28 protein-coding genes and 1 pseudogene are annotated in these 25456 nt (G+C 65.4%); 16 read left to right on the top strand and 13 right to left on the bottom strand.

Annotated features, from left to right (window positions below):
* Nucleotides 1–472: 472 nt before the first annotated feature.
* The 6 genes from OU994_RS10675 to OU994_RS10650 all read right to left on the bottom strand — a co-directional run bounded on the left by OU994_RS10675 (nt 473) and on the right by OU994_RS10650 (nt 3509).
* On the bottom strand, nt 473–856 hold the full coding sequence (locus OU994_RS10675; protein ID WP_131146925.1) for a hypothetical protein: 384 nt from the start codon (nt 854–856) through the stop codon (nt 473–475).
* Nucleotides 857–866: 10 nt separating this feature from the next.
* Nucleotides 867–1256 carry a phage holin family protein gene (locus OU994_RS10670; RefSeq protein ID WP_281610714.1) on the bottom strand — a complete coding sequence of 130 codons (390 nt, stop codon included), beginning with the start codon at nt 1254–1256 and terminating at the stop codon, nt 867–869.
* Nucleotides 1257–1278: 22 nt separating this feature from the next.
* Nucleotides 1279–1581 (bottom strand): YqjD family protein, encoded by a 303-nt coding sequence (locus OU994_RS10665; protein ID WP_131146927.1) that lies wholly within the window; start codon nt 1579–1581, stop codon nt 1279–1281.
* A 76-nt stretch (nt 1582–1657) separates the two neighbouring features.
* Nucleotides 1658–2194 (bottom strand): ferritin-like domain-containing protein, encoded by a 537-nt coding sequence (locus OU994_RS10660; RefSeq protein WP_131146928.1) that lies wholly within the window; start codon nt 2192–2194, stop codon nt 1658–1660.
* Between the two features lie 19 nt (nt 2195–2213).
* Nucleotides 2214–3119 carry an OmpA family protein gene (locus tag OU994_RS10655; RefSeq protein ID WP_281610713.1) on the bottom strand — a complete coding sequence of 302 codons (906 nt, stop codon included), beginning with the start codon at nt 3117–3119 and terminating at the stop codon, nt 2214–2216.
* Between the two features lie 12 nt (nt 3120–3131).
* Complete coding sequence (locus tag OU994_RS10650) at nt 3132–3509, bottom strand: DUF4398 domain-containing protein (RefSeq protein WP_131146929.1); 378 nt, start codon at nt 3507–3509, stop codon at nt 3132–3134.
* 347 nt (nt 3510–3856) lie between these two features.
* Between OU994_RS10650 and OU994_RS10645 the strand changes: the two genes are divergently transcribed.
* The 4 genes and pseudogenes from OU994_RS10645 to OU994_RS10625 all read left to right on the top strand — a co-directional run bounded on the left by OU994_RS10645 (nt 3857) and on the right by OU994_RS10625 (nt 7940).
* On the top strand, nt 3857–4168 hold the full coding sequence (locus tag OU994_RS10645; protein ID WP_131146930.1) for a BON domain-containing protein: 312 nt from the start codon (nt 3857–3859) through the stop codon (nt 4166–4168).
* 61 nt (nt 4169–4229) lie between these two features.
* Nucleotides 4230–4454, top strand: coding sequence for a glycine zipper 2TM domain-containing protein (locus OU994_RS10640; protein ID WP_174800456.1), 225 nt, complete (start codon nt 4230–4232; stop codon nt 4452–4454).
* A gap of 137 nt (nt 4455–4591) precedes the next feature.
* Nucleotides 4592–5609: pseudogene (locus OU994_RS31720) on the top strand (IS1595 family transposase).
* A 288-nt stretch (nt 5610–5897) separates the two neighbouring features.
* Nucleotides 5898–7940, top strand: coding sequence for a C1 family peptidase (locus OU994_RS10625; RefSeq protein WP_281610710.1), 2043 nt, complete (start codon nt 5898–5900; stop codon nt 7938–7940).
* A gap of 26 nt (nt 7941–7966) precedes the next feature.
* On the opposite strand, the gene OU994_RS10620 is transcribed toward OU994_RS10625, so the two are convergent.
* Nucleotides 7967–8713 carry a Crp/Fnr family transcriptional regulator gene (locus OU994_RS10620; protein ID WP_281610709.1) on the bottom strand — a complete coding sequence of 249 codons (747 nt, stop codon included), beginning with the start codon at nt 8711–8713 and terminating at the stop codon, nt 7967–7969.
* Between the two features lie 158 nt (nt 8714–8871).
* On the opposite strand from OU994_RS10620, the gene OU994_RS10615 reads away from it, so the two are divergent.
* The 5 genes from OU994_RS10615 to OU994_RS10595 all read left to right on the top strand — a co-directional run bounded on the left by OU994_RS10615 (nt 8872) and on the right by OU994_RS10595 (nt 11596).
* Nucleotides 8872–9648 carry a glycine zipper 2TM domain-containing protein gene (locus OU994_RS10615; protein WP_281610708.1) on the top strand — a complete coding sequence of 259 codons (777 nt, stop codon included), beginning with the start codon at nt 8872–8874 and terminating at the stop codon, nt 9646–9648.
* A 128-nt stretch (nt 9649–9776) separates the two neighbouring features.
* Nucleotides 9777–9998 carry a hypothetical protein gene (locus tag OU994_RS10610; protein ID WP_281610707.1) on the top strand — a complete coding sequence of 74 codons (222 nt, stop codon included), beginning with the start codon at nt 9777–9779 and terminating at the stop codon, nt 9996–9998.
* 105 nt (nt 9999–10103) lie between these two features.
* Nucleotides 10104–10250, top strand: coding sequence for a lmo0937 family membrane protein (locus OU994_RS10605; protein WP_121670992.1), 147 nt, complete (start codon nt 10104–10106; stop codon nt 10248–10250).
* 123 nt (nt 10251–10373) lie between these two features.
* A complete protein-coding gene (locus tag OU994_RS10600) occupies nt 10374–11039 on the top strand; it encodes an OmpA family protein (RefSeq protein WP_131149215.1) in 666 nt (221 codons plus the stop codon).
* 14 nt (nt 11040–11053) lie between these two features.
* On the top strand, nt 11054–11596 hold the full coding sequence (locus OU994_RS10595) for a DUF3617 domain-containing protein (RefSeq protein WP_281610706.1): 543 nt from the start codon (nt 11054–11056) through the stop codon (nt 11594–11596).
* Between the two features lie 289 nt (nt 11597–11885).
* Here OU994_RS10595 and OU994_RS10590 read toward each other — a convergent pair whose 3' ends face one another.
* On the bottom strand, nt 11886–12968 hold the full coding sequence (locus OU994_RS10590) for a porin (protein WP_281610705.1): 1083 nt from the start codon (nt 12966–12968) through the stop codon (nt 11886–11888).
* Between the two features lie 320 nt (nt 12969–13288).
* On the opposite strand from OU994_RS10590, the gene OU994_RS10585 reads away from it, so the two are divergent.
* Nucleotides 13289–15325, top strand: a complete 2037-nt coding sequence (locus OU994_RS10585; RefSeq protein ID WP_281610704.1) for a site-specific recombinase — start codon at nt 13289–13291, stop codon at nt 15323–15325.
* Entirely contained in the window at nt 15322–16710 is a 1389-nt protein-coding gene (gene cls / locus OU994_RS10580; protein ID WP_281610703.1) for a cardiolipin synthase, read from the top strand. The genes OU994_RS10585 and cls overlap by 4 nt, the downstream gene beginning before the upstream one ends.
* A 133-nt stretch (nt 16711–16843) precedes the next feature.
* Here the strand turns inward: cls and OU994_RS10575 are convergent, their stop codons facing one another.
* Genes OU994_RS10575 through OU994_RS10565 form a run of 3 tightly spaced genes read right to left on the bottom strand, consistent with a single transcriptional unit; the run spans nt 16844 to nt 19337 of the window.
* A complete protein-coding gene (locus OU994_RS10575) occupies nt 16844–17722 on the bottom strand; it encodes a metallophosphoesterase (protein WP_281610702.1) in 879 nt (292 codons plus the stop codon).
* An 8-nt stretch (nt 17723–17730) separates the two neighbouring features.
* Nucleotides 17731–18621 carry a diacylglycerol kinase family protein gene (locus OU994_RS10570; RefSeq protein ID WP_281610701.1) on the bottom strand — a complete coding sequence of 297 codons (891 nt, stop codon included), beginning with the start codon at nt 18619–18621 and terminating at the stop codon, nt 17731–17733.
* Complete coding sequence (locus tag OU994_RS10565; RefSeq protein WP_281610700.1) at nt 18621–19337, bottom strand: phosphatase PAP2 family protein; 717 nt, start codon at nt 19335–19337, stop codon at nt 18621–18623. The genes OU994_RS10570 and OU994_RS10565 overlap by 1 nt, the downstream gene beginning before the upstream one ends.
* Before the next feature lie 324 nt (nt 19338–19661).
* Between OU994_RS10565 and OU994_RS10560 the strand changes: the two genes are divergently transcribed.
* Nucleotides 19662–19907, top strand: a complete 246-nt coding sequence (locus OU994_RS10560; RefSeq protein WP_131146942.1) for a hypothetical protein — start codon at nt 19662–19664, stop codon at nt 19905–19907.
* 548 nt (nt 19908–20455) lie between these two features.
* Here the strand turns inward: OU994_RS10560 and OU994_RS10555 are convergent.
* The gene (locus OU994_RS10555) at nt 20456–21163 is read right to left on the bottom strand and encodes a hypothetical protein (protein ID WP_281610699.1); all 708 of its coding nucleotides are present in this window, start codon (nt 21161–21163) and stop codon (nt 20456–20458) included.
* 222 nt (nt 21164–21385) lie between these two features.
* Nucleotides 21386–22078 (bottom strand): hypothetical protein, encoded by a 693-nt coding sequence (locus tag OU994_RS10550; protein WP_281610698.1) that lies wholly within the window; start codon nt 22076–22078, stop codon nt 21386–21388.
* 117 nt (nt 22079–22195) lie between these two features.
* On the opposite strand from OU994_RS10550, the gene OU994_RS10545 reads away from it, so the two are divergent.
* The 4 genes from OU994_RS10545 to OU994_RS10530 all read left to right on the top strand — a co-directional run bounded on the left by OU994_RS10545 (nt 22196) and on the right by OU994_RS10530 (nt 25431).
* On the top strand, nt 22196–23593 hold the full coding sequence (locus OU994_RS10545; protein ID WP_131146944.1) for a DUF4010 domain-containing protein: 1398 nt from the start codon (nt 22196–22198) through the stop codon (nt 23591–23593).
* Nucleotides 23594–23697: 104 nt separating this feature from the next.
* Nucleotides 23698–24147, top strand: a complete 450-nt coding sequence (locus OU994_RS10540) for a hypothetical protein (RefSeq protein ID WP_281610697.1) — start codon at nt 23698–23700, stop codon at nt 24145–24147.
* 52 nt (nt 24148–24199) lie between these two features.
* Nucleotides 24200–24724: an IS1595 family transposase gene (locus OU994_RS10535; RefSeq protein ID WP_281610696.1), complete on the top strand. Its 525-nt coding sequence runs from the start codon at nt 24200–24202 to the stop codon at nt 24722–24724.
* 164 nt (nt 24725–24888) lie between these two features.
* A complete protein-coding gene (locus OU994_RS10530; RefSeq protein WP_281610695.1) occupies nt 24889–25431 on the top strand; it encodes a PEP-CTERM sorting domain-containing protein in 543 nt (180 codons plus the stop codon).
* The last annotated feature ends 25 nt before the right edge of the window (nt 25432–25456 follow it).

The raw sequence follows: 25456 nt of genomic DNA, 5'->3' as shown, positions 1-25456 counted from the left end.
TGTAGCGCGCCACCGTCACGCGCGCCGGGCCTGGGGCTGAAATGGCTATGGCCGTGTCAGGGTGGCATTGCAGGGAATTCGCGGTGCACCGCACCGCGCCTGCAATGCGGTGATCCCTTGCAAGGGATCACTCCTTCCATTGCATCTAATTCGCGGTGCACCGCACCGCGCCTGCAATGCGGTGATCCCTTGCAAGGGGTCACTCCTTCCATTGCATCTAATTCGCGGTGCACCGCACCGCGCCTGCAATGCGGTGATCCCTTGCAAGGGATCACTCCTTCCATTGCATCTAATTCGCGGTGCACCGCACCGCGCCTGCAATGCGGTGATCCCTTGCAAGGGATCACTCCTTCCATTGCATCTAATTCGCGGTGCACCGCACCGCATTGCAGGCACCATGACACGAGCTCTGCCGTACGGTGAAAAAAAACGCCGCGGAAGTCCGCGGCGTTCGGGGCGACGCATGCGTGCCTTACAGCGAGCCGCTCTGCTTGCGCTTGTAGAGCCACGCGCCGACCGCGGCCAGCACGGCACCGACGCCGATCGCCGGCTTCACAAGACGCTTGCGCGAGATGAACGAGCCCACCGACATGGCGATCGGCATGATCGTCTTGTAGTTGGCGAGCAGTCCACCGGCGCCCGCCGCGGCCGCGGTACCGCCGATCACGCCGGCGAGCCGCGTTTGCACCGTGCCGACCGCCAGGTCGACGGCGCCATGCAGCAGCACCTCGGGGTGCAGTGCCTGGGCCATGTGGTGCTTGCCGGCCAGTACGCCGATGCGGTACAGCTCACCTTCCTTGATCAGCCGGGCCTTGGTGGCATCGAGCGCGGCCTTGCGTTGTTCGTTGTCGCTCATCGCTTTCCTTTCACAACAGCATGTCGCGGTCGGCCTTCAGTTCCGCCATCGTCGCCGGCAGCGCCAGCGAGCCGTTGCGGACCTTGGCCATCGCCGCCTTCACGAGAAGGTAGGCAATCACCACGAAGACCACGGCAAGGATCAGCAGGATCTTCCAGCCCAGCGCATCCCACAGCAGGAAGACCAGTGTCGCGGTGCCGAAAGCGATCGCAAACCAGGCCGCCAGGATCGACAGCGCGAACAGCACCGCCAGCCGGATGAGATGATCGCGGACTTCCGACAGTTCCGCCAGTGCCAGTTCGAGGCGGGACAGGACAAGACGCAAGGCGTTCTTGACCAATCCCGACAACGAACCGATCAGGCCGGGAGCGCGCGGTTCGGTATGCTCGGAGTGCTCCATGGCGTCTCCCAGTTCCGGGGGTTTATTTACGACCCAGGATCACACCGACCAGCAGGCCGACGCCGGCCGCCACGGCGATCGAACGCCATGGGTTTTCCTTCACATACACATCGGTGCTGGCGGCGACCTGCTTGCCGGTTTCAACCGCCTTCACCTGTGCATCCTGGGCCTTGGCCAGCGCCGAATCCAGCGCGCGCATGCCGCGGCCGCGCAGTTCTTCCGCCTTTTCGCCAGTCAGTGCGGTGGCGGCAGTGAACAGGGCTTGCGCGTCTTTGACCAGGGTTTTCACGTCGTTGTTGACGGTACTGATGTTATTTTCCAGCATGATTAAAGCTCCTTTTCACAGTGTTGAGTATCAACTTTACAACGGCATGCTCATTCGAGCAAATCGCGCGACATGCTCACTCGAGCAGATCCCGCATGTCATCCGCGTGCTCTTCTTCCTCGGCCATGATCTTGACCAGCAGCTGCGTGGTGACGGGATCGGTGTCGCCGATCTTTTCGATCATCTGCCGGTAGGCTTCGATGGCCACGCGCTCGGCGATCAGGTTGGCGCGGACCATCGATTGCACCTCGAGCGAATCGTCATATTCGGCATGGCTGCGTTCGTGCAGCGTGGCCGGGTTGTAGTCGGGCGCGCCGTTCAGCTGCACGATGCGCTCGGCCAGCCAGTCGGCATGCTTTTCTTCTTCGCCGGCGTGTTCGAGGAACTCGGCCTTGACCGCCGAATTGTTCTTGCCGCTGACGGTGTAGTAATGCCGCTTGTAGCGGTTGATGCAGACGAGCTCGGTTGCGAGCGCGTCGTTCAGCATCTTCAGCACGGCTTCGCGGTCGCCCTTGTAGCCTGCCGTGACCGCGCCGTCCGACAGGTTCTGTGCGGCGGCGCGGATGGCCGCGGTATCGATACCGCTGGCCTGGGTGGGGGTCGTTTCGGACATGGTGTTCCTTTCGGTGTAATCAGCGACGTGCCTGGATCGGCTTGCCCGGTTCGGACAGCACGATCTCGACACGGCGGTTCAGCTGGCGGTCGCCCGCCGTTTCATTGCCGGCCACCGGGTAGGCTTCGCCATAGCCGCGCACTTCCACGCGCGAACGGTCGATGCCCGCTTGCGACAGCGCGCTGCGCACCGCTTCGGCGCGGCGCTGCGACAGTTCCAGGTTGTGGGCGGTGGAGCCGGTGCTGTCCGTGAAACCTTCGATCAGCACGGTACGGTCGGTGTTCTCGCGCAGCACCGTGGCGAGCTTCTGCACGGTGGCCTGGCCGCCGGACGTGAGCACGGCCTGGTCGACATTGAACAGCACGTCGCCCAGCGTGATGATGGTGCCGCGCTCGGTTTGCTTGGCTTGCAGTTCGGCCAGTTGCGCCGCCAGGGCCTGGTTCTGTGCCTGGGCACTCTGGGTGGCGGCGTTGGCCTGCTCGGCGCGGGCACGCGCCGCTTCCGCTTCGGCCTGTGCCTGTTCGGCCGAGCGCTTGGCCGCTTCGGCCTCGGCGGTGCGGGCCTGCAGGCGCACCTGCTCGCGCTCCTGGGCCGACTGCTTCAGGTCCACTTCGGCCTTGCGGGCGCGCGCCACTTCCTGCGCGGTGGCGATCTTCTGCTTGGCCACATAGGCCAGCTGGTCGACCTTCTCGATGCTTTCGCGCTCGGAAGCGGCATTGTTGGCGGCAGTCAGCGCCGCGGTGGCGTCGTTGAACTCGCGCACCGCGTATTGCGACACCGCGCTGTTGCTTTGCGCCGCCACGTAATCGCTGCGGGCCTGGTCCAGCGTGCTGGTGGTCAGCGGCGTGGAGCTGCAGGCGGACAGGGCGATGGCCAGCGACACCAGCAGGGGCGTCAGCTTGCGCGTCATTGGGCTTGTGCTCATGGTGCTCCTCCTTTACTGGTTGGCGCTGTTGGCGCGGTCGAGTTCTTCGCGCAGCACGCGAACGTTGTCCTGCACCGCGTTGGCGGCATCGGTGGCCTTGGCGGACGTGGCCTTGCTCTGGGCCAGCTTGGCATCCGCCTCGGCTTGCTGGGCCAGGTCGCGCGCCAGCTTGTAGTCCTTGTCGGCCAGCGCGCGGCTGGCCTGCTGCACCTTCTCGCGGGCAGCCAGCAGCTCGGCAGGCGCCAGTTCGGCGGCACCCGCCTGGGCGGCATTTTCAACGGCGGCGCGCGACACGGCAACGTCGGCGGTGGCCGGGGCTTTTTCGGTGGCGCATGCCGACAGCAGGGCCGCGACGGCGCACAGCATCGGCAGGGTATAACGAGGGCTCATTCTTTTTCTCCTCAATGGGTGAATCCGACTGGGTTTGCGGAACGTAGTGAAGTTATAGCCGAATGGACAACATGGCTTCGGTACGGTGCCGCACATAAGCCGATATCGTTGCGGCAACGGGGACATGGCAGCGGTGCCAGGGTGCGCTGGCGCACGCTGGCGTGGCGAAACGGCCCGCTCCTCCGTGGCCGGGCTGGCTGGGCAGCTGGCTTGCAACGTTAAACCCTGGAACACAAACGTAACAAAGCGTTACTGCGTGCGTTCGCGAACAGTTCGGTTTATACCGTTTTCATAAGCTGGTTCCATCGGTGCCGCCATGGCACCCGTTTCCAAAAGAGGAGCGAGCCATGAACAACCTGACTTCCCCGACTACTGTGCTGTCCGGCCTGGTGCTGGCGATGCTGGTGGCGTGCGCGTCCGTGGACGTGGCGCCGCCGGCCAGCGTGGAGATGAGCGACAGCACGCTGACCACCAACGTGCGCTCCAGCCTGGCCAACCAGCCCGGCCTGAATCCCGCCGACATCATGGTGGAAGCGTACGACGGTGAAGTGCGCCTGTCCGGCTTTGCCGCCAGCCCCGAAGAGGCGGAGAAGGCGGTGGCGGCGGCGCGCAGCATCACCGGCGTGAAGGTCGTCAGGAACGACATGAAGGTGAAGTAACGGCCACGCCGGCATGACCGGCCGCTCCGGCAAACCCGCTGGGCAACTTATGAAGGAGTGCATCATGAACATCAAGCAAATCGCAATGCGCGCCACCCTCGTGGCGTCTGTGCTGGGCCTGTCGGCCTGCGCCAACATGTCCGCCCAGGACCGCAATACCGCCATCGGCGCCGGTGTCGGGGCAGTGGCAGGTTCCGCCCTGTCCGGCGGTTCCGCGCTGGGCACCGTGGGCGGCGCCGCTGTCGGCGGCGTGATCGGCAACCAGGTCAGCAAGCCGACCCGCTGAGCCCGCTGAACCCCTGACAACAACGGAGCCGCGTGCTCCGTTTTTTGTGGGCGCTGTGCGCGCTAATTGGGGGAACTTCCTGCCGGAACCACGGTCTGACTTCCTGTTGAGATACTTCATGTATATCAGGAGGCGACATGGGCACGGCGGAGGTTCGAGTACTGAGCGAAGCGTTGATGCAGCAACCGCTTTCAGAAGATCGGGTCGCGTTGCTGCAGGGCTTTCTTGCCAGCGTCGAGCAACCAGGCCAGTGCCTTCGCCTGATCGAGGAAGCCGCCGGAAAGCCGCCGTGTCCGCATTGCGGCCGCGAGAAGTTTCACCGTTGCGGACAGGCCAGTGGCTTGCAGCGCTACCGCTGCGTGGCTTGCCGGCGCAGCTTCAACGCCTTGACCGGCACACCGCTTGCCCGCCTGCGCCTGCGCGACAAGTGGCTGCAATATCTTCAGTGCGTGATCGAGTCGATCCCCGTGCGTCTGGCGGCTAGCCGCGTGGCGGTAGCCAGGTCGACCAGCTTTCGATGGCACCACCGTTTCATCGCCCATTCTCCGGGCGCCACGCCCGCAATTGTCCGGCATCGTCGAGGCGGATGAGACGTATCGTCTCGAATCACAAAAAGGCTCGCGGCATTTGAACCGCCCGCCCCGAAAGCGTGGCGGCAAGGCCAGCCGGCGCGGCACCAGCAGCGAGCTGGACTGCATCCTCGTTGCCCGTGACCGCAACCGGCAAACCTGCGACTTCGTCACGGGCCGCGGCCCGGTCAGCGCCGGCCAGCTGATGAAACACCTGAAGCCCGTGCTGGCGCCCGATGTGCTGCTCGTGAGCGATGCCGCCAAGGCGTACCGAGCATTCGCGACACAGGCCGGCATCACGCACGAAGCGATCAATGTGCGCGCCGGCATCCGCGCGCACGGCGCAATCCATATCCAGGGTGTCAATGCATGGCATAGCCGCTTCAAGACCTGGTTGCGCCGGTTCAATGGTGTTGCCAGCCGCTACCTGGCCAATTACACCGGCTGGCAGCGTCTGCTCGATGGCGCCGCGTTGACGACACCACGGCAATGGTTGCGCATTGCCGTGGTGCCAGCCGAGGATCGTCGGCTCTTTGTCGCGCTCGGCATGCAAGAAAGTTCCGTGACCAAGGGCAAGGCTACTTAACGCTAACAGCGCCTTTTTGTGGGCGCTGTGCATCGGAAAGTGTTCAGACTATTCCTACCCCCTCCCCATTGTCCGCCGATGGATAGCGCAAATCCATCCAATTCTCGCGGCACCAGAAATATCGCTCGAGTCCGCAACACCGCAGCGCCCGCCTGGCGGGTGGCTCGCATACTGTCAGTCTACAAATACAAGTCACTCTTCCTGGCCGCGGATTCGCGCAAGCGATCGGCGACGGCGCCCCGGGCAGGCGCGCGCCGCGCATCCTGACGCCCATTCTGGAGGACCGAGATGACCACCCATACCGATGACAGCACCGCGACCACGCCCGCCGGCGTAGCCCGCGAATCCGCGCCGAAGACCACCCGCCCCGAGGCACCGTCGCGGCGCGACGACGCGGAAAACGAATCCGTCGAAATACCGCTGAGCCGCACGTTCGACGCCTTTCCGGACCGCTTCGATGCGGGCGACTGGCCCTACCGGCCGACGCTGCGCGCCCTGCCCGACCAGCTGGTCAACATCGGCGCGGTGCCGGTAGTGCTGGACCAGGGACGCGAAGGCGCCTGCACCGGTTTCGCGCTGGCCGCCGTGATCAACTACCTGCAGGCGCAACGGGGCTGCGCCACGCGGGTCAGCCCGCGCATGCTGTACGAGATGGCGCGGCGCTACGATGAATGGCCCGGCGAGGAATACGAAGGCTCGTCCGCGCGGGGCGCCATGAAGGGCTGGCAGCGCCACGGCGTGTGCGACCGCGAGCGCTGGCCGGACGAGCTGCACGGGCCGGGCCACCTGTCCGACGAACTGGGCATCCTGTCCCGCAAGGTGCCGGGCGGCGCCTACTACCGGGTCGACTTCCGCCAGGTACGACACCTGCATGCCGCGCTGAACGAAGCGGGCATCGCCTTCGCCACGCTGATGGTGCACGAGGGCTGGGGCCTGGAAGGCGACGAACCCACCGTGGACGTGGACGTGGACGGCGCCACCGCCATGGCGCTGCCCGTCATCATGCGCAAGGGGCGCGCCGATGCCGGCCACGCGGTGGCCATCGTGGGCTATACCGCGCGCGGCTTCATCATCCAGAATTCGTGGGGCCGCGGCTGGGGCAATGGCGGCTACGCCCTGCTGCCCTACGAGGACTTCATGATGCATGCCACCGACGTGTGGGTGGCGCAGCTGGGCGTGCCGGTCACCGCGGACCTGTGGGAACGCGGCGCGGCCGACGTGCTCAGCGGCCGCCACCGCGCCGGCGAAGTGATCCCGCTCGGCGATATCCGGCCGTATGTCATCAACATCGGCAACAACGGCCTGCTGTCGAAAAGCGGCGACTACTGGACCTCGGAAGAAGACGTGGCCCGCCTGTTCACGGAAACGATTCCCCGGCAGACCGCGGGCTGGCGCAAGCGCCGCGTGATGCTGTTCCTGCACGGTGGCCTGAACGACGAGAAGGCCGTGGCCAAGCGCGTCGTGGCGTTCCGCGACGTGTGCCTGCAAAACGAGATCTACCCGCTGCACATCATGTGGGAAAGCGACTGGTTCCGCTCCACCGTCGGCATGCTCGAAGACCTGTTCACCAGCCAGGACCAGCGCGCCGGCTGGTCGTTCAAGGACTGGGTGCGCGAAGCGCGCGACCGCATGTTCGAGCTGACGCTGGCCAAGCCCGGCGGCGCCCTGTGGCAGGAGATGAAGGAAAACGCCCGCCTGGCATCGGAAGGCGCGCAAGGCGCGATGCGCATCGTTGCGAATGCGGTGCGCCAGGCCACCGCCGCGCTGCCGCCGGCCGGGCTGCAGGCATGGGAACTGCACGTGGTCGGGCATAGCGCCGGCTCGATCTTCGCCGCGTCGGCGGCGCCGCTCCTGATGGAAGCCGGGGTGCCATGGAAAACCACCCAGCTGCTGGCGCCGGCCATCACGGTGGCCGACTACCGCAGCCTCTTCGAGCCGGCCGTGGGCGAGCGCTGCCCGCTGCCGCAGCTGTACGTACTGAGCGATGTGGGCGAACTCGACGACGACGTGGGCCCGTATGGCAAGTCGCTGCTGTACCTGGTCAGCAACGCGTTCGAACCGTCGCGCGCGATACCGCTGCTGGGCATGCAGAAATTCCTCGATGCCGATGCGGCGCTGGCGCCGTTGCGGGCGCCCCGGCCGCACGGCGACGCTGGCGCCATGCTGCCAGGCGTGTTCGTGGCGGGGAACGTGTCACCGTCCGGCATGGGCACGCAGAGCAATACGCACGGCGGCTTCGACAACGATCCGGTGACGATGAACACGGTCATGGGCGTGATCCTGCAAGGCGTGCCGCCACGCCTGTTCACGGCGCGCGACCTGGAGTTCTAGGCGCCTGGCGTTCCAACGCTGGCGTTCTAGACGAATACCGTGCCCATGCCGATCGCGCCGTTTTCCTTCACCAGTTCATAGCAGCGGCAGGACACGGCTTCCAGCCCGGTGGAATCGAGGATCTCGATATTGCCGCGGCTGTAGGTGATCAGCTTCTGGTTCTGCAGCGCGCTGGCGGCCTTGGTGACGCCGACGCGCCGCACGCCGAGCGCATGGGCGAGGAACTCGTGCGTGAGGTGGAATTTCTCCGACTGCAGGCGGTCGCGCGTGATCAGCAGCGAGCGCGCCAGCCGTGCTTCCAGCACGTGGAAGCGGCTGCACACGGCGATCTGGATCGCCTGCGCCAGCAGCGTATCGGTATAGCGGTGCAGCAGGTGCTGCAGCGATTCCATACGGGCGAATTCGGCGCGGAAGTCCTCGGCGCGCATGCGCAGCACGGTACCGGCGCGCTGCACCACGGCGCGTACCTGCGCCTGCCGGTGGCCCAGCGCCACCGAGGCGCCGAGCATGCCCTCGCGGCCCACCGAGCCCACTTCGAGCGTCATGCGGCCTTCCGCGACGGCCAGCAGCGAGACCAGCGCATCGATGGGAAAGTAAATGGAGGAGATCGGGCGTCCCGGCTCGTACAGCACTTCGCCCACGTCGGCTTCCACCGTTTCGCACAGGGCCTCGATCTGCGCCAGGTCTTCTTCCGGCAGGCTCGCCAGCAGGCGATTGCTCACCGGTGGGGGCAGTGCGGGATTGCTGTGCGCGGTGTCAAAATTCAGGTTCATGTTGGTCTGATCGGTTGGCATGTGCACATCTTGTAACGAGGTTAACGATTCCTTACAGGGGTGTATGTACGGTGACGCACGGAACACCCGCCGGTGCGGCAGGACAATCGTTTCACCGTGCCAGCAATGGCCGCCACACACACAAAAAAGGACTCGACATGAATCACCCCAGCACCCCTCCCACCAAGCAGAACAAGCCTGCCTTCGCCATCATCGTGGCCATCGTGCTGATCCTGTTCGCCGGTGTCGGCATCGCCGCCCTGATGGGCTGGCTGCCGTCGAACAAGCACGCCGGCCGGCCCGGCGAACTGATGACGCCGCCTGCCGAACAGCTGGCCACGGCGCCAGTCGCGCCGGCCACGCCAGCCACCCAGTCGAGCCACTATGCGGCCGGTGCGGGCACCATCAACGGCGCCCCCGCGGGTGACGTGTCGACCTCCGGCAATTCGGCCAGCGGCAGCAGCGGCGGTTCGGTGCCGGCGCCGGTGGTGCCTGCGCAGGAAGAGCGCGTCGCGGCCCCGGTGCGCGACAAGGCGTTGCAGCGCGAACGTGAACGCGAGCGCGCCGAGGACAAGGCACAGGAACCGCAGCGCGCGGCAACGGCATGCCGGGAATGCGGCACGGTGGAATCGGTCAAGGACGGCAAGACCCGCGGCGAAGGCAGTGGCCTCGGTGCCGCCGGCGGCGCCGTGGTCGGCGGGCTGCTGGGCCGCCAGGTGGGCGATGGCCGTGGCCGCGACCTGGCCACGGTGGCCGGCGCCGTGGGTGGCGCCGTGATCGGCAACCAGGTCGAAGGCAACCTGAAAGGCAAGCGCAATTACGAAGTCGTGGTGCGCATGCAGGATGGCGAACTGCGCACCTTCTACACCGATTCGCCCGTGTGGCGTGGCGGCGACCAGGTCAAGGTGGTCGAGGGCCAGCTGCAGTCGCGCTGATCCGTTCCTGTCCTGTTGCAGCCCCGCCACCGCGCGGGGCTTTTTTTCGTTCTATCTGCCAGCGAACAGAGCCTCCTGATGAGTGAACCCGACAATAAGTCATGCGCCATGGGGCGCGCGGAGGACACATGAACAGGATGCTGTGGGGCTGGCTGATCGCCGCGGGCTTGCTGCTGGCGCGGATCGCGTACCTGGAACTGGATGCCGGGAGACAGGTGGTGGAAGGCGGCGCACCCGAAGTCCTGGCGCTGGTCCTGCTGACGGGCGGGCTGCTGGCCGGCCTGCTCGGCGTGACCGGCCTGCTTGGCCTGCTGGGCTGGGTGGCGCCGCCCGGCGCAATGAAAAAATGACAAAGTTTGTTCGGCACCGTACAGAAAGGCGCGGCAGCCGGTCGCATACTGAAATCCATGACGGCAACAGGCCGGACATATAACCCGAGACGAGAGGATACGATCATGCTTTATACCATTGCTGTAGTACTTATTATCCTTTGGCTGCTGGGCCTGGTGACCTCCTACACCATCGGCGGCTTCATCCATATCCTGCTGGTAGTCGCGGTCATCATGATCCTGCTGCGCCTGATCAGCGGACGAGGCCTGTAGCGTTGACGGGCACCGCGGCGGCGCTGCATTCGACTGCAGCGCCGCCTTGTTTTTATGGCCCGGCTCGATGGGGCTAGAATGCACTGACAAGGAGGACAGAACATCATGAACATTCCCTATGCAATGCGCAAGGCCGTGGCTGTCGCCGTGGCCGCCGCGATGACCGTTGGCGCCACGGGTTGCGCCAACATGGATTCGACGGATCGCGGCACCGCCACGGGTGCCGGCGTCGGTGCCGGGCTGGGTGCCATCCTGGGTGCCACCACCGGTGGCGGTGGCGGCGGCCGTGCCGCGGGCGGCGCCGTGCTGGGCGCGGCCGCTGGCGCGGTGGTCGGCAACATCTGGTCGAAACGGATGGAAAGCCAGAAGCAGGCGATGGAACAGGCGACCGCCGGCACCGGCGTGCAAGTCTCGCAGACCGCCGACAACCGCCTGCGCATGGAGATCCCGAGCGATATTTCGTTCGACACCAACCGTGCCGACATCAAGGACAACTTCCGCCCGATCCTGGACCGCTTCGCCACCACGCTGAAGGAAAACCCGGCGACCACGGTGACGATCATCGGCCATACCGACAGCACGGGTTCCGATTCGGTCAACCAGCCCCTGTCCGTCGAACGCGCCTCGCACACGCGCGACTACCTCGCCTCGCGCGGCGTATCGCCGACGCGCGTGGTGGTCGAAGGCCGCGGTGCGCGCGAACCGATCGCGTCGAACGACGACAACAGCGGCCGTGCCCGCAACCGCCGCGTGGAAATCTACGTGGCCGAACCTGCACCGCGTTCCTGACCCCGGAGGCCACGATGACATCGTCACGCCTGCTTGCCGTGGTGTTCGCCGCCGCCTGCGCGCAGGCGGCCCATGGCGCCGCGCTGAAACCGGGGCTGTGGGAAATGACCAGCAAGGTCGCCGCCGCCTCGCCCGAGACGATGCAGGCGCTGGCAATGGCGCAGCAGCAGATGGCCGGGCTGCCACCCGAGCAGCGCCGCGCCATCGACCAGATGCTGGCCCAGCACGGCGTGACGATGCAGCTGGCCGAGGGCGGTGGCGTCAAGGTAAACTTCTGCCTGTCGAAGGAACAGGCCGCCAATCCACGGCTGCCATCGGGCCAGCCTGGCCAGTGCAGCACCACGCAGACGCCCGTGCCCGGCGGCTTGAACATCGCGTTCAAGTGCAGCCGGCCGCCCTCGTCCGGCACCGGCCAGGTGATCTTCGAAGGCGACAGCGGCTATTCGATGCGCATGAACGTGGACAGCACCGTGCAGGGCCAGGCGCAGCAGATGACGGTGGAAAGCGCCGGGCGCTGGCTGTCCGCGGAGTGCGGAAGTACCCCGCCGGTGCAGTGAGATCGCGGCGGCGCACTGGCCGCCGTTGTCTGCCTCCTGTCAGCTCCAACTCACGCCTCTCCGCATGAGCACTGGTGTCTGACACTCTTTTCGGGCGCTTCATCCAGAAATGGTGTCAGACACTCATGGTGTCGGACACTGTTGCCGTTGAGTTGCGTCTCATACGGCAGATTGAAAGCGCATGCACTCACCCCAACAGCGAAGGGCTGGGGTCAGACCCGCCGGGTCTGACCCCTGAATTTGCACTTGGGGTGAGATCGGTGTCCGACACCAGTGTCCTCCCCATCCGTCAGAACGCGTGCCGCAACCCCACGTTGAAGGCGCTGCGCCCCTTGCCCTGTTCGCTGAAGTTGCCGACCCGGTAAGGCGCGTTGTTCTCATCCTTGATCTTCGCGTAGGCGGCATAGAACGCGGTGCGCTTCGACATCGAATACGTCATGCCGACAGCCACCTGGTTGGCATCCTGGTTGGCCAGCGTGCGGTCGTCCTTGCGGATGTACGACACCATGAACGTGGCGGGACCGGCCGAGTACGACACGCCGGCCAGCGCGTCGTTGCTGCGCGTGGACGGCGATGCCAGCACCAGCGCGCCATACGGGTTGTCCTGGTCCCACGGCGAGCTGCCGACACCCTTGTTGACGGCGTAGGCCGTGTAGAGCGTTGCCGCCTTCGAGATGTGCATGTTGGCCGCGATGATCGAATTGCGCGCCGACAGGTCCACCGGCGTCGTGGCGCCGGCGCCCTGCAGGAAGTTGTTCTTGCGCTGGTGCGCCGCGCGCAGCGTGAACAGGCCGCCTTCGTAGCCGATGGTGGCGCCATAAGCGCGGTTGCGCGAAGTGCTGAACGCAGATTCGCCGAAACTGTAGATCGCGCTGGCGGAGAAGCCGCGGAACTTGCTGGAACGGTATTTGATGGAATTGTCGGAACGCTTCGTGCCGTTGCCGATCAGGTTCGTCGCCGTGCCGGCGGTGCCGGTGCGGAACGGGTCGGCCACTTCGACCAGCGTTTCATAGCCGACGTCGTATTGCCGCCCCACTGTCAGCGCGCCCCAGCGGTTGGCCAGGCCCACGTAGGCCTGGCTGCCGAACAGGCGGCCGCCCTGGTCGGACTGGCCGGTATCGTTGCGCACGCCCGCTTCCAGCGTGAAGATGGCGCGCGTGTTGTTGCCGAGGTCTTCCTGGCCGGAGAAACCGAGCACCGAGCCAGTGGAGACACCCGGGGAGATCTTCGTGCTGGGGCAGTCGCCGTTCGGGCAATCGTGTTCGGACACGGCACCGGCATCGAGCACGCCATACACGCGGATCGAAGAGGATTCCTGCGCCAACGCCGCCATCGGGAACAGGCAGGCCAGCGCCATCAGCTTGGTATTCATGATTCGTCTCTAGGTCAAGTCCAACGACCGATTGGCTCGGCCCCGCCACCTTGCGTGCTTTGTACCTAAAGCTTGATGCAAGTTTATCGCCGACCTGCACCGCCTCTCTGTGCGGAGGTTCACAAACTAGGACTCGTAGTTCAACCATATACCCCTGCACGGTGAAAGTGAATCAAAAACTGCAGAGCACATGAAGTTGTTACAAGGAAATGACTCACCCGCGCCACGCCCGGGAAACCACGGCCGGGGCTTGGGTTCGCTAGCGTACAGACGAGATATGGCTGAGCGGTATACTGCGGACTTTCCTCACCAAGTGCCCCATGCTTGCCATCCTCGACAGCATCGATGAACACACCACGGGGGTGGCCGCACTGGTCGCGCTCGTTGCCGAGTTGCGCCCGCGCCGCCGCGGCAACTACATCCGTGCCGCCGCCAATGTCCGCACCCTGACGCAACTGCTCCGCGGTAACCCGGAACACGCCCGCCAGTTGCGCGCCTATGTGCTGCGCCTGTTGCAGGCGCGCCGCCACGCCAGCCTGTACACGGAAGTGGGCGTGCTGTCGAACGACGGCTTCTTCACCGAACTGAAGCGGCGTATCGCCTACCGCATGCTGCCGCCCGCGCTGGGCGACGAATACCTGGCGGATCTGCTCGACCAGGTGTTCTACAAGCAGAGCGACTGGCAATGGATCAGCGCGGTACCCTCGCTGGACTGGCTCGACCTGTTCGAGTTGGTGTTCCACCGGCGCGACCGCAAGGTGATGCTGCCGGGGATGCTGGAAGCGATCCGCACCCTGTCGTACCGCGTGGCGGCGGTGGGGCTGGAACCGAAGCTGACCAATTTCCACACGGAGATGGAAGAGTTCGAATCGCCGTTCCTGGTGCAGAACCGCGAAGTGCTGCACTACCTGGACGGCTACGCGCGCCTGATGGCGGGCGAGGACATCGAGCTCGACGATCCGAAGCACCTGCTGGTGATGCTGGACCAGTGCGACAGCGTGATCGCCCGCATCCGCCGCAAGGCCCTGGTGCAGGGCACCACCATCGCCCTCACCTACCTGCTGGTGACACTCACCCAGAGCATCGACCGGCTGCGCAAGCTGCTGTTCCTGGTCGACGTATCCGGAGAACTGCGTGCCGAGCCGTCCGTCAACCTGGTGACGGGCACGGTGGGCATCCAGCCGCAGCGCGTGCCCGTCACCCGGCAGGCCCAGCGCCGTGCCGCCACGCTGGCGCTGGCGCTGGAACTGATCGAGGCGCACAACAACAAGTACACGGTGCGCGACCTGTTCCGCGACAATATCCACCTGCTGGCCCGCAACGTGACGGAAAACGCCAGCCGCACGGGCGAGCACTACATCGCCGAGAACCGGCGCGCGCTGGGCGGCATGTTCCTGTCCGCGGCGGGCGCCGGCGTGATCGTCGGCTTCATGGCCCTGTTCAAGATCCTGCTGGGCACGCTGCGCGCGGCACCGCTGGTGGAAGCGTTCCTGTTCTCGATGAATTACTCGCTGGGCTTCGTGCTGATCCACCTGCTGCACTTCACGGTAGCGACCAAGCAGCCGGCGATGACGGCGTCGCACATCGCCGCCAGCCTGCAAAGCCGCGACGGCCGCCACATCGACCCTGACAGCCTGGCCGAGCTGATCACCAAGGTATTCCGCACCCAGGTCACGGCCGTGCTGGGCAACATCGCCACCTGTCTGCCGACCGCCTGGGTGATCGCCTGGGGCTGGCTGCAACTGAGCGGCGAGCACCTGGTCAGCCAGGGCAAGGCGATGCACCTGCTGCACGACATCGATCCCATCCATACGCCGGCCCTGTTCTATGCGGCGATCGCCGGCGTGTGCCTGTTCCTGGCGGGGCTGGTGTCCGGCTATTACGACAACCAGGCCCTGTACACCCGCTGGGGCCGCCGGATCGCCCAGTTGCGCGGTTTGAACGACATATTGGGCCCCGAGCGCACGATCCGGCTGGGCCGCTACCTGGAAAACAACCTGGGCAGCCTGATGGGCAATTTCTTCTTCGGCATCATGCTGGGCATGGCCAGCGCCCTGGGCCTGCTGCTGGGGCTGCCGATCGATATCCGCCACGTTACTTTCTCCTCGGCCAATTTCGCGACAGCCCTGGTCGCGCTGGATCACAATGTGAGCTGGCAACTGGTCGTGACATCCGTTACCGGTTTCCTGGCGATCGGGGCCGTGAACCTGCTGGTCAGTTTCGGTCTTGCGCTGTGGGTGGCGCTGCGCGCGCGCCGCATCCCCTTCGAGCACGGCTTCCTGCTGCTGCGGGCGCTGGGCAGCCGGCTGTGGAAGTCGCCGGTGGACTTTTTCTTTGGCACCAAGGAGTTGAAATGAAACACTGGAATCCGCGCCGCTCGCTGGCGGTGCTCCTGGCCGGATGGTGCCTGGCGGCCTGCGCGTCGCTGCCGGCCGTCGATCCCGACAAGACCAAGGAAGCCGCTTCGGCGGTACCGGTCGTCAAGTCCGCCAACGGCGAGCTGTCGCCGGCCCGCGCCAAGGCACTGCTGGCCAAGCGCTGGTCGAAGAACACGCTCGACCTGAAAGCCCAGGCCGCCCTCGAGGAAGCCGCCACCGGCGTGCCGCTGATCGCCGGCAACCAGGTGAAACTGCTGTTCGACGGCCCCGTGACGATGGCCGAGATGATGAAGGCCATCGAGGGGGCGAAGAACCACATCAACTTCGAGACCTACATCTTCGACCAGGACGAGATGGGCGACAAGTTCGCCGACCTGCTGATCGCCAAGCAGAAGTCGGGCGTGACGGTCAACATCATCTACGACAGCGTGGGCACGCTGATGGTGCCCCAGGCCTTCTTCGACCGCATGCGCGCCGCCGGTGTCCACCTGATCGCCTACAACCCCGTCAACCCGGCCAAGGTGCGCGGCAACGGCTGGAAGGTGAACAACCGCGACCACCGCAAGATGCTCATCGTGGATGGCAAGATCGGCTTTACGGGTGGCATCAACATCAGCGATACCTATTCGAAGAGCTCGCCGTTCCGCTCGAAGAGCCGGCCGCGCAACGCAAAGGATGTGGGCTGGCGCGATACGCACGTGCGCATCGAGGGCCCCGCCGTGCAGGCGATGCAGTGGTTGTTCATCCAGCACTGGACCGGGCAGGATGCGGACGACCTGCGCGAGGCCGACTACTTCCCCACCCCGGTGATCGCCGGGGACAAGCTGATGCGCGTGCTCGGCAGCGAGCCGGGCGGACAGTACGAGATCTACAAGGCGATGCTGCTGGCGATCCAGGAATCGAAGAAGTCGATTCACATCACCTGCGCCTATTTCGTGCCGGACGAGCAGACGGTGCAGGCGCTGGTCGATGCCGCGAAACGGGGCGTGAAAGTGCGCATCGTGCTGCCGAGCGTTTCCGACAGCGGCATGGTGTTCCACGCCGGCCGCGCGTTCTATGACCGGCTGCTGGCGGCGGGCGTGCAGATTTATGAACTGAAGCTGGCCGTGCTCCATGCCAAGACCATGGTGATCGACGGCGTGTGGTCCACCGTGGGCTCGGCCAATATCGACCGCCGCAGCTTCCAGCACAACGCCGAGGTGAACGTGATCGTGCTGGGCGACGCCTTCGGCAAGGAAATGGAAGCGGCCTTCCGCGACGACGTCAAGAATTCCACCGAGGTCACGCTGACCGCGTGGCGTGCCCGGCCCCTGCTCAACCGGATGAAGGAGTTCGCCTCGAAGGTGTGGGATTACTGGCTGTAGCCCTACTAGTGCATGCATCTACCCCAACGGCGAAGTGCTGGGGTCAGACCCGCCGGGTCTGACCCCGCAGTCTGCACTTGGGGTAGGCCTTTCTGAGCGGGATCGGACACCAGCCGGCAGCACATCCCCGCCCTCAGCCGCTGACAGTCTGCGGCGCCACGGTTTCATCGCTGGTGATCGCTTCCGGCATGTCCGGGGCGGTGCCCAGCGGTTGCCAGGTATTGCCGTCGCGGCGGAAGATCTCGATCGTGGCCACCTCGAACGCGGCCGTTTCATCCTTCCAGCCGTAGCGCTCGACCTGGATTTCATCGCCCTCGATGCGCAGCACGTTGAACGAGTTGGTTTCTCCCCTGCCCCGCGTGGACGTGGCCGTGCCGGCCTGCACCACCAGCGCGGAATAGCCGGCGATCTTGTAGCGCCGCGCGCTGTTGCCGGAATGGCTGGCGTGCAGGTGCCCGGCCAGCAGCAGGTCCACGCCGCATTTCGAGAACGCTTCCATCGCCATCGGCGCCCGGTCGACCAGGTCGTCCTCGTTGAACGATTCGGGCAGGTCGAACGGGTGGTGCGTGACGACGACGCGCGTCACGTTCGCAGCCACCTTCGCCATCCTTTCCTGCAGCCGTTCCACCTGCTCGCGGTTGATGCGGCCATCCTTGATCGTCAGCGAGCGCGCGGTGTTCAGGCCCATCACGGCGATCTCCTCGTCGACGTATTCGGGCGCGAGGTTCGGCGTGATGTAGCGGCGGTACTTCGTCAGCGGCGCCAGGAAGCGTGCCGCCACGTTGTACAGCGGGATGTCGTGGTTGCCGGGCACCACGATCTGCGGTTGCGGCAGCGTGTCGAGCCAGGCCCTGGCCTGCTTGAACTGTTCGCTGCGGGCGCGCTGCGTGAGGTCGCCCGAGACCACCACGACATGCGGCTGCACCGCCTCGACCGTGGCGCGCAGCGGCGCGAGCAGCCGCTCGTCGACGCGGCCAAAATGAATGTCGGACAGGTGCACGATGATTCGCATGCTTTCTCCTAGCGGGGTACCATGACCGTCAGCGCGCCGGGGCGCGAACGGTAATTGAGCGGGGGCGCCATCAGCGTCACTTCGCCATCGGTGGCGACGCGCACCAGTTTGCGCCGGGTATCGATGGTGAGCTGGTCGGCCAGCAGCACGTCGAAATCGCGGGCCTGCGCCAGCTTGCCGGCCAGCGCGTGGCACGCCAGGCGCACTAGGCCAAAGCGCGTGGGCCGCTGCGCCACGTACAGGCTCAGTTGGCCGCAGTCGAGCCGCGTACGCTCGCCGATATTGAAGCCCTGCATCGTGTAGGCATTATTGCCGATGAAGACAAAAGGGGTGCGCCGCGCATGTTCGTCACCGTGCACGTGCAGCCGCAGGCTGAGGAACGGGTAGCGGTGCAGGGCTGCCAGGCTGGCCCAGCAGAACGCCAGCCACTTGCCGCGGCCGAGCCGGCGCTGCTGCTTGACGCGGTCGCGCACGATGTCCGGATACAGGCCCAGGCTGGAATTGTTCAGGAAGATGCGGCCGTTGACCTCGCCCACGTCGACGGCCATCGGCCGGCCCTGGGCGATGTTGGCGATGGCATCGTCCAGCGCCAGCGGAATGTTCAGGTCCCTGGCGAAATGGTTCAGCGTACCCATCGGCAGCACGCCGAAGGTGGCGCCGCTGCCGGCCAGCACCGAGGCCACGGCATTCATGGTGCCGTCGCCACCCCCGGCCACCACCAGGCCGATGCCGCTGTCGAGCGCCGCGCGCGCCGCGCCGGTCATCTCCTCGCCGCTGCCGGCCAGCGTCACGTCGGCTTCGATCTCCACGGCCGCGAACTTGTCGCGCAGCGCCGCGACCCGTTCGCCGTCATGGCCCTGCCCCGCCCCCTCGTTGACGATCACGATGGCCCGGGCCATCACTCGTCCCTGCGTGCCAGCCGGCGGCGGCGCAGCGTGGACACGGCGGCAATGCAGACCGCCAGCCAGCCCGCGCTGTAGGCCATCGCGCCCAGCACGTCGGAGACATAATGCGCGCCCAGGTAGACGCGGCTGAACGCCACCAGCAGCACCATGATGGCGGCGGCCACCATCGCCGTGAAGCGCCGCCGCCAGCTGGGCGACGTGGTGACGATATAGCTGGCGACGAGGCCGTAGAACAGCGTGGAGGCCGCCGTGTGGCCGCTGGGGAAACTGTAGGTGGCCAGCGTGAGCAGCGGTTCCTCGAACATGGGGCGCGGCCGCGCATACACGTTCTTCAGCAGCACGTTGATCAGCATGCCGCCGGGTGCCGCGATGACGACGCACAGCAGCCAGTACTGTGCCTTCCTGCGCCAGAACCACAGTGCCAGCAGGCTCGACGCGATCGACATGCCGACGATACCGTGGGAGTGCGTGATGGCCAGCATGATGGTGGTCAGCGGTTCGAACGCGTGGGTATTGAACCACTCGGCCAGGTGGACATCGAAGCGGGCGACGTCGTCCTGCTCGCCGACGGCTTCGGCGATTTCGCGGAATATCGCCACGGCCGAGACCAGCAGCGCCAGCCCGGCCGTCATGTGCAGGCCGAATTCGCCGCCGGGCGTGAGACGCGCTGCGAGGAAGCGCAGCAGCCTTGAGTACATGGTCTGGTTCATCGGTTTCGCACTTTTGCAACGGGTGGACAAAAAACCTGTTTTTTCATACAGCCCTGTGTTTTTGTACAGTAGTTATGTTAAGCTTCTATCCAGTAGGCAGCACTCGGGAAGCGCCTCCAGGACCGGTCCGGCAAATCTTCGCGGACCTGGCCCAGGATGCTTCCAGGAGTGCGCCAGGCACCGCCAGCGTACGGTGTCCAGGCGTCCAGGCAGCTTCCCTGCAGCGGCTTCACAGCAGCTTGGAGGCGCCTACCTGGTATCCCCTGGCGTGCGGCTGGCACTGCGAACTTCTTGTTTGATCCTTTTTCGATAAGGAACACTGTCATGGCAACCATCGACTACGACCCTCGCCGTCTCCCTTCGCGTTTCGAATCGCGTTTCGGCCTCGAGTACGCTCCAACGTCTTTCCTGGTGCGCTTCGGCAAGCGCGAGATGCTGGTCTGCCGCGACTTCCGCAAGCGCTTCTATGCGGTCAACCCGATCATCGAATGCGATACCGGCGTGCAACCGGGCCATATCGAGATCCTGTTGTTCGGCCGCTGGCTGTTGATCTTGTCCAAAGCACAGTAATCGATCTGTGCAGTGTCGCACAGTGGCCACGACTGTGCGGCGATAACCGCTCACGGCGGACGTGGCCAGCGCACTGGGGCATGCGGCGGCACCTCTTCACCCGCCGCGTTCCATGTGCCGCAGCGCAGCCGGCAGCCGTGCCGGTGGCCACGTCCCGGCGTGACTTGACGGTGGCTGTGAGAAAAGTGGGACGCCAGAGGAACTGGGCGGCGGATACCGGGTGGAAGGCAATGCGGTCTGAAGGCAATGCGGACTCGAAGGCAATGCGGGCTGAAGGCAATGCGGGCTGAAGGCAATGCGGGCTCGAAGGCAGTGCGGGCTGATGGCAATGCAGACTGAAGGCGTGCAGCCATGAAGGCGATGCAGGCTGGACAAGCGGTATTGGCTGGGAAAGCGTATTGGCTGGGAAAGCGGCGCGGGCTGGCTGGACAGGCGGTGCAGGCTGAAATACGGCCTTGGCTGGGCGGCGGATGCAGCCGGGCACCGCTCCTGGAAGTCCTGCCCGGACATCGTGCCTGGCATGATGGCCGGGTTGCCATCACCGTGCATCAGGCCTTGGCCGCCACGCCGATATCCCGGTACGGCCCCGCTTGCGGCGGCGCACCTGCATCGGCACCTGCATCGGTCCCATCCTTATCGGCTCCATCCCTATCGGCTCCATCCCTGTTGGCGCCATCCCTGTTGGCGCCATCCCTGTTGGCTCCATCCCTATCGGCGCCATCCCTATCGGCGCCAATCGCACCGGGTCCGTGTTCCGCCTCATGCATTTCGCGCAGCAGCGCGAGTGCGCGCGTATCGTGCATGACCAGCGCGCGCTGCAGCGTCGTGGCGGTGAGGCAGGATTCGTCGACGATGGCGAGGAAGGTTTCCTGCGTGCGGTCCAGGACCCTGGATTGGAAGCCGATGCTGTCGAACATGCCGCCCATGTCCACGCACAGATCGCGCAGCAGCAGCAGGGTTCGCTTGGTCGACTCGATATCGTTGCGCATGCCGCCATCCATGTCGAGCAGCTCGGTCCGCGCGGTTTCATGCCAGGACAGATCGGTGATCGTTTCAAGCCAGCGCCCGATGCGCTGGGAAACGCGGGTGATACGCACCGTCTTGCCGCGCATCATGATGCAATATTGCAGGCACAGCAGCCATACGGGCAAGCGCGCCAGCAGCACCGGCAGCCCGGCCTTGCGTAACCACGCCTCGGCGCGCCTGAAGCGGCGCAGCATGCCACCAATGCTGGCTAACAGCGGATCCTGATGCATGGAAAGTCTCCTTTTTCTTAGGCAACACACGTTGCGTTGCGCAATACTCCGCAGTATAGGCAGGGGACTTGAGGGAATGCTCAGCAGGAGATTTGATACAGCTTAAAAGTCGCGGCGAAAAATGTGCGCAATGTGTTTTTCGCAATGCGCGTGCGGGCAATCGGCCGGCGTTTCAGCCAGCCGATTGCCCCACGCATTGGAATTTCAACGATCGGCCAATGATCAGGTCTTGTCTCTGTCCTTGCCCAGCGTACCGGCCACCGCATCGGACAGCTTCTCGCCGTGCGGTCCTTTCGCCGTCTCGTCCATGCTGCCGACCTTGCGCGCCTGGTCGGATTGCTGGTCGAAGCTGACTTCCTCGCCCACCTCGAACCGCCCGTCAGCCTCGCCGCCGGCAGGCAGCAAGCCTTCGGAACGCGCTCCGGCTTGCTCCGTTGCGCGCTGGGTATTGCCGGGCGACCCCGACTGGCTGCCTCCGGACGCGCTGTCCGAACGGCCCCCCGCGCTACTACCTTGGCCGCCCTGCTGCGGGTTGCCTTGCTGCTGATTGCCCTGCTGCTGATTGCCCTGCTGCGGGTTGCCTTGCTGCTGATTCCCCTGCTGCTGGCTGCCCTGCTGCTGGCTGCCCTGTTGCAGGTTGCCCATGTGCTGGTCGACGGCGCGGCTGTCCTGGTCGCGCGTGGTGGCTGCCTGGCCGCGCGGTGCCGGGTCGGCGCCCATTGTCGGGCCGCCCACCGAGTCATCGAGACCGCTGCCCATCGATTTGCCGGCGCCCGCTGGCGGCGGCAGGTTGTAGTCGGCGCCGTGCGGTACCGCGTCGCCGACGATTTTCTTCACGTCCTCGGGCGGCACCGTGTCCGGCAGGTGCGTATGGATCGGCGGCTGCTGGAGCCGTTCCTTGTCGTCGTTTTGCATGATGCCTCCTGTGTTATCCGAATATTCATCTTAGCCCAACGCGTTTTTTCGCCGCACAGCATTGCCGCGCTCCAAAATGTGTGGGCGGTGCGCCGCGTTCGGCGGTACAGTCGGCTCATGAGTTTGATTTCCGCGTTGCCGGCCGCGCCAGGGGTCATTCACCCTGTCACCGATTGGCCTTACCTCGAAATGCTGACGCGCTTCGCGCTGGCGCTGGCGCTCGGCCTGCTGATCGGCCTGGAACGCGAACGCCGCAAGAAGGAAGCGGGCTTGCGCACCTTCGGCTTTATCGCCGTGCTGGGCGCGGTGGGCGCCTCGCTCGGCGATATGTACGCCTACATCGTGCTGTGCCTGACCGGTCTGCTGACGATCTTCCTGAACCTGCAGGACATGCGCACCCACGAAGGCACCGAGCTGACGACGTCCGCCGCCATGCTGGTGACCTGCATCGCCGGCATCATGTGCGGCAAGGGCCACACGTTGACGCCCGCGGCCATCATGGTGTCCTCCACCGCGCTGCTGGCGTGGAAGGATATCCTGCAAGGCTTCTCGATCGGGCTCACCGAGCGCGAACTGCGCTCGGCGCTGCTGCTGGCGATCCTGGCGATCGTCATCTATCCGGCGCTGCCGACCGGCAGCATCGGGCCCATGGGCCTGATCCAGCCGCGCGCCGCCTGGGCGACCGTGATCCTGATCGCCGGCATCGGCTTCGTCAACTACGTGCTGTGGAAGGCCTTCGGCGCGCGCGGCGTGGCGATCGCCGGCTTCCTCGGCGGCCTGGTTAACAGCAGCGTGACCGTCAACGAACTGGCCTCGCGCGTCAGCGGCGGCGCGGTGGGCGCCGTGGCGGCGGCGGCCTACCGCGGCATCCTGCTGGCGACCGTGGCGATGGTGATGCGCAATGCCGTGATCCTTGCCTTGCTGGCCCCGGCCGTGGCCGTGGCGGGGATCGGTGCCTTCGCGGGCATGCTGGCGGCCACGGCCTTTTTCGTGTTCGTGCGGCGCCACCCGGCGACGCCGGACGTCCAGCTGCCCGCCGACGGCCAGGAAAACCAGATCGTGCTGCCGTTTTCGCTGTGGAGCGCACTGAAGTACGGCCTGGTTTTCCTGCTGTTGCATATCGTCGGCGTGCTGACGCAAAAATACTTCGGCAACGTGGGCTTCTATGTCGTCAGTGCGCTGGGCGGCACCGTGTCGAGTGCCAGCGCGGTGGCGGCGGCGGCGAGCCTGGCGGCCGAAGGCAAGCTCGAGCTGGACGTGGCCGCCACCGGCGCGATTCTCGCTTCGCTGGCGAGCGTGGCGATCAACCTGCCTTTCGTGCTGCGGGTACCGAACCGCCGCTTCGTGATGTCGATCGCGCTGGCGATGGGCGTCATCGCCGCGGTCGGGCTGTGCGGCCTGCTGCTGGGCGAACCGCTGGCGCGCTTCGTGACCGATCACCTGCCGGAACTGACGCAGCTGCGCTCTGGACCATTGGGCCCCGCACCCAGCACCGCCGGCCTGCTGCATCCCTGACCGGGACATTGAACTTGGCGCTGTGAGCGGTAATTATGGGAACTTCCTGCCGGAATGATGATCTGACCTCCTGTTGAGCTACTTCATGTATATCGGGAGGCAACATGGGTGCAGCGGATGTTCAGGTATTGATCGAAGCGTTGATCCGGCAACAGCTTTCAGAAGATCAGGTCGCGTTGTTGCAGTGTTTTCTGGCCAACGTCGAGCAACCAGGGCAGTGTCTTCGCCTGATCGAGGAGGCCGCTGGAAGGCCGCCGTGTCCACATTGCGCTTGCCAGCGGTCCCACCGTTGTGGACAAGCCAGTGGCTTGCAGCGCTATCGCTGCGTGATGTGCCGGCGCAGCTTCAACGCCTTGACCGGCACACCCCTTGCCCGTCTGCGCCTGCGCGACAAATGGCTGCATTATCTTCAGTGCCTGATCGAGTCGATCCCCGTGCGTTCAGCGGCTAGGCGCGTGGCGGTGGCCAAGTCGACCAGCTTTCGATGGCGCCACCGTTTTGTGGCCGCCATCCTCCGGGCACCCCGTCCGCAGTTGTCCGGCATTGTTGATTGACGAAGGAGGAGTGCTCGCTTGCAAGCGAGCACCGCTGCGTAGGCGACGAGCGGTGCTCGCCGAAACCCCTACTACGCCTTATCATCTCGAATCACAGAAGGGCTCGCGCCACCTGAACCGCCCGCCCCGCAAACGCGGCGGCAAGGCCAGCCGGCGCGGCATCGGCAGCGAGCTGGACTGCATCCTCGTCGCTCGTGACCGCAACCGGCAAACGTGTGACTTCGTCACGGGCCGCGGTCCGGTCAGCGCCGGCCAGCTGATGCAACACCTGAAGCCCGTGCTGGCGCCCGATGTGCTGCTGGTGACCGATGCCGCCAAGGCATACCAGGCATTTGCGAAGCAGGCTGGCATCACGCACGAAGCGATCAATGTGCGTGCCGGCATGCGGGCACGCGGCGCACTCCATATCCAGGGTGTCAACGGATGGCATGGCCGCTTCAAGACCTGGCCGCGGCGATTCAACGGTGTGGCCAGCCGCTACCTGGCCAATTACACCGGCTGGCTACGTGTGCTCGATGCCGCCGAGCTGACGGCACCGCGGCAATGGCTGCGCATTGCCGTGCGTCAGACTAGCTGATCAGTTCTTTTGTCGCGCTCGGCATGCGAAGAAGTTTCGTGCTCAACGGCAAAGCTACTTAACGCGGACAGCGCCTGGAACTCCACAAATCGCTGCTACTGCCGGGACCATCGCACCGCACTTGCTCGTAGACTGGAAGCCTTGCGATATTTCGGGAGGCCGCCATGTCGAGAACATTCCTCTGTGTTGTCCTGGCGGCCTGCGCCATTCCCGGCCAGGCCGAAACCTGGCATTTCGAGTACCAGGGCTTCCATGACTTGATGGCCGGGAAGTTCCTGCCCGACCGCAAGATGACGGGCAGCTTCGATGGCCGGGATGCCGATGCCGACGGTGTGCTGGTCCGCTCGGAAATCACCTCGCTCATCGTCGACGGCTTCGATTTCGTTGCGTGCGAAAGCCAGAGCAACGAGTACTGGCATTGTGGCGCGGAAGCTTTCGCTTACCGGGACGGCGCATTGTCCTTCACCGCCGGCCAGTACAGCAGCGATCCGGAAGGCTGGATCCGTGACGGCCATTTCTACTTTTCCGGCGAACGCGAGTACCGCTATTCGTTCCGGCCCGAACATTCCGAGGAGTGGGAATACCACTGGACAGCGCAAACGACGTTTGCCATTTCTCCCGCGCCCGAACCAGGCACATGGGCGCTGCTGCTGGCGGGCTTGCCGCTGGCCGTGCTGGCGGCGCGGCGCCAGCGAAAACAGCGGTAACCTCCTGGCCGCCCGCGCTGGACGA

The organism is Pseudoduganella sp. SL102 (assembly GCF_027856995.1).
GTDB lineage: Bacteria > Pseudomonadota > Gammaproteobacteria > Burkholderiales > Burkholderiaceae_D > Rugamonas > Rugamonas albidiflava.
Note: the sequence above shows the minus strand (reverse complement) of the source record. Positions and strands in the feature narration are given on the sequence as shown.

Bases quoted from the DNA above. Each gene is read 5' to 3' on its own strand.
- OU994_RS10675 (WP_131146925.1), bottom strand. From the start codon at position 856: ATGAGCGACAACGAACAACGCAAGGCCGCGCTCGATGCCACCAAGGCC.
- OU994_RS10670 (WP_281610714.1), bottom strand. From the start codon at position 1,256: ATGGAGCACTCCGAGCATACCGAACCGCGCGCTCCCGGCCTGATCGGT.
- OU994_RS10665 (WP_131146927.1), bottom strand. From the start codon at position 1,581: ATGCTGGAAAATAACATCAGTACCGTCAACAACGACGTGAAAACCCTG.
- OU994_RS10660 (WP_131146928.1), bottom strand. From the start codon at position 2,194: ATGTCCGAAACGACCCCCACCCAGGCCAGCGGTATCGATACCGCGGCC.
- OU994_RS10655 (WP_281610713.1), bottom strand. From the start codon at position 3,119: ATGAGCACAAGCCCAATGACGCGCAAGCTGACGCCCCTGCTGGTGTCG.
- OU994_RS10650 (WP_131146929.1), bottom strand. From the start codon at position 3,509: ATGAGCCCTCGTTATACCCTGCCGATGCTGTGCGCCGTCGCGGCCCTG.
- OU994_RS10645 (WP_131146930.1), top strand. From the start codon at position 3,857: ATGAACAACCTGACTTCCCCGACTACTGTGCTGTCCGGCCTGGTGCTG.
- OU994_RS10625 (WP_281610710.1), top strand. From the start codon at position 5,898: ATGACCACCCATACCGATGACAGCACCGCGACCACGCCCGCCGGCGTA.
- OU994_RS10620 (WP_281610709.1), bottom strand. From the start codon at position 8,713: ATGAACCTGAATTTTGACACCGCGCACAGCAATCCCGCACTGCCCCCA.
- OU994_RS10615 (WP_281610708.1), top strand. From the start codon at position 8,872: ATGAATCACCCCAGCACCCCTCCCACCAAGCAGAACAAGCCTGCCTTC.
- OU994_RS10610 (WP_281610707.1), top strand. From the start codon at position 9,777: ATGAACAGGATGCTGTGGGGCTGGCTGATCGCCGCGGGCTTGCTGCTG.
- OU994_RS10605 (WP_121670992.1), top strand. From the start codon at position 10,104: ATGCTTTATACCATTGCTGTAGTACTTATTATCCTTTGGCTGCTGGGC.
- OU994_RS10600 (WP_131149215.1), top strand. From the start codon at position 10,374: ATGCGCAAGGCCGTGGCTGTCGCCGTGGCCGCCGCGATGACCGTTGGC.
- OU994_RS10595 (WP_281610706.1), top strand. From the start codon at position 11,054: ATGACATCGTCACGCCTGCTTGCCGTGGTGTTCGCCGCCGCCTGCGCG.
- OU994_RS10590 (WP_281610705.1), bottom strand. From the start codon at position 12,968: ATGAATACCAAGCTGATGGCGCTGGCCTGCCTGTTCCCGATGGCGGCG.
- OU994_RS10585 (WP_281610704.1), top strand. From the start codon at position 13,289: ATGCTTGCCATCCTCGACAGCATCGATGAACACACCACGGGGGTGGCC.
- cls (WP_281610703.1), top strand. From the start codon at position 15,322: ATGAAACACTGGAATCCGCGCCGCTCGCTGGCGGTGCTCCTGGCCGGA.
- OU994_RS10575 (WP_281610702.1), bottom strand. From the start codon at position 17,722: ATGCGAATCATCGTGCACCTGTCCGACATTCATTTTGGCCGCGTCGAC.
- OU994_RS10570 (WP_281610701.1), bottom strand. From the start codon at position 18,621: ATGGCCCGGGCCATCGTGATCGTCAACGAGGGGGCGGGGCAGGGCCAT.
- OU994_RS10565 (WP_281610700.1), bottom strand. From the start codon at position 19,337: ATGAACCAGACCATGTACTCAAGGCTGCTGCGCTTCCTCGCAGCGCGT.
- OU994_RS10560 (WP_131146942.1), top strand. From the start codon at position 19,662: ATGGCAACCATCGACTACGACCCTCGCCGTCTCCCTTCGCGTTTCGAA.
- OU994_RS10555 (WP_281610699.1), bottom strand. From the start codon at position 21,163: ATGCATCAGGATCCGCTGTTAGCCAGCATTGGTGGCATGCTGCGCCGC.
- OU994_RS10550 (WP_281610698.1), bottom strand. From the start codon at position 22,078: ATGCAAAACGACGACAAGGAACGGCTCCAGCAGCCGCCGATCCATACG.
- OU994_RS10545 (WP_131146944.1), top strand. From the start codon at position 22,196: ATGAGTTTGATTTCCGCGTTGCCGGCCGCGCCAGGGGTCATTCACCCT.
- OU994_RS10540 (WP_281610697.1), top strand. From the start codon at position 23,698: ATGGGTGCAGCGGATGTTCAGGTATTGATCGAAGCGTTGATCCGGCAA.
- OU994_RS10530 (WP_281610695.1), top strand. From the start codon at position 24,889: ATGTCGAGAACATTCCTCTGTGTTGTCCTGGCGGCCTGCGCCATTCCC.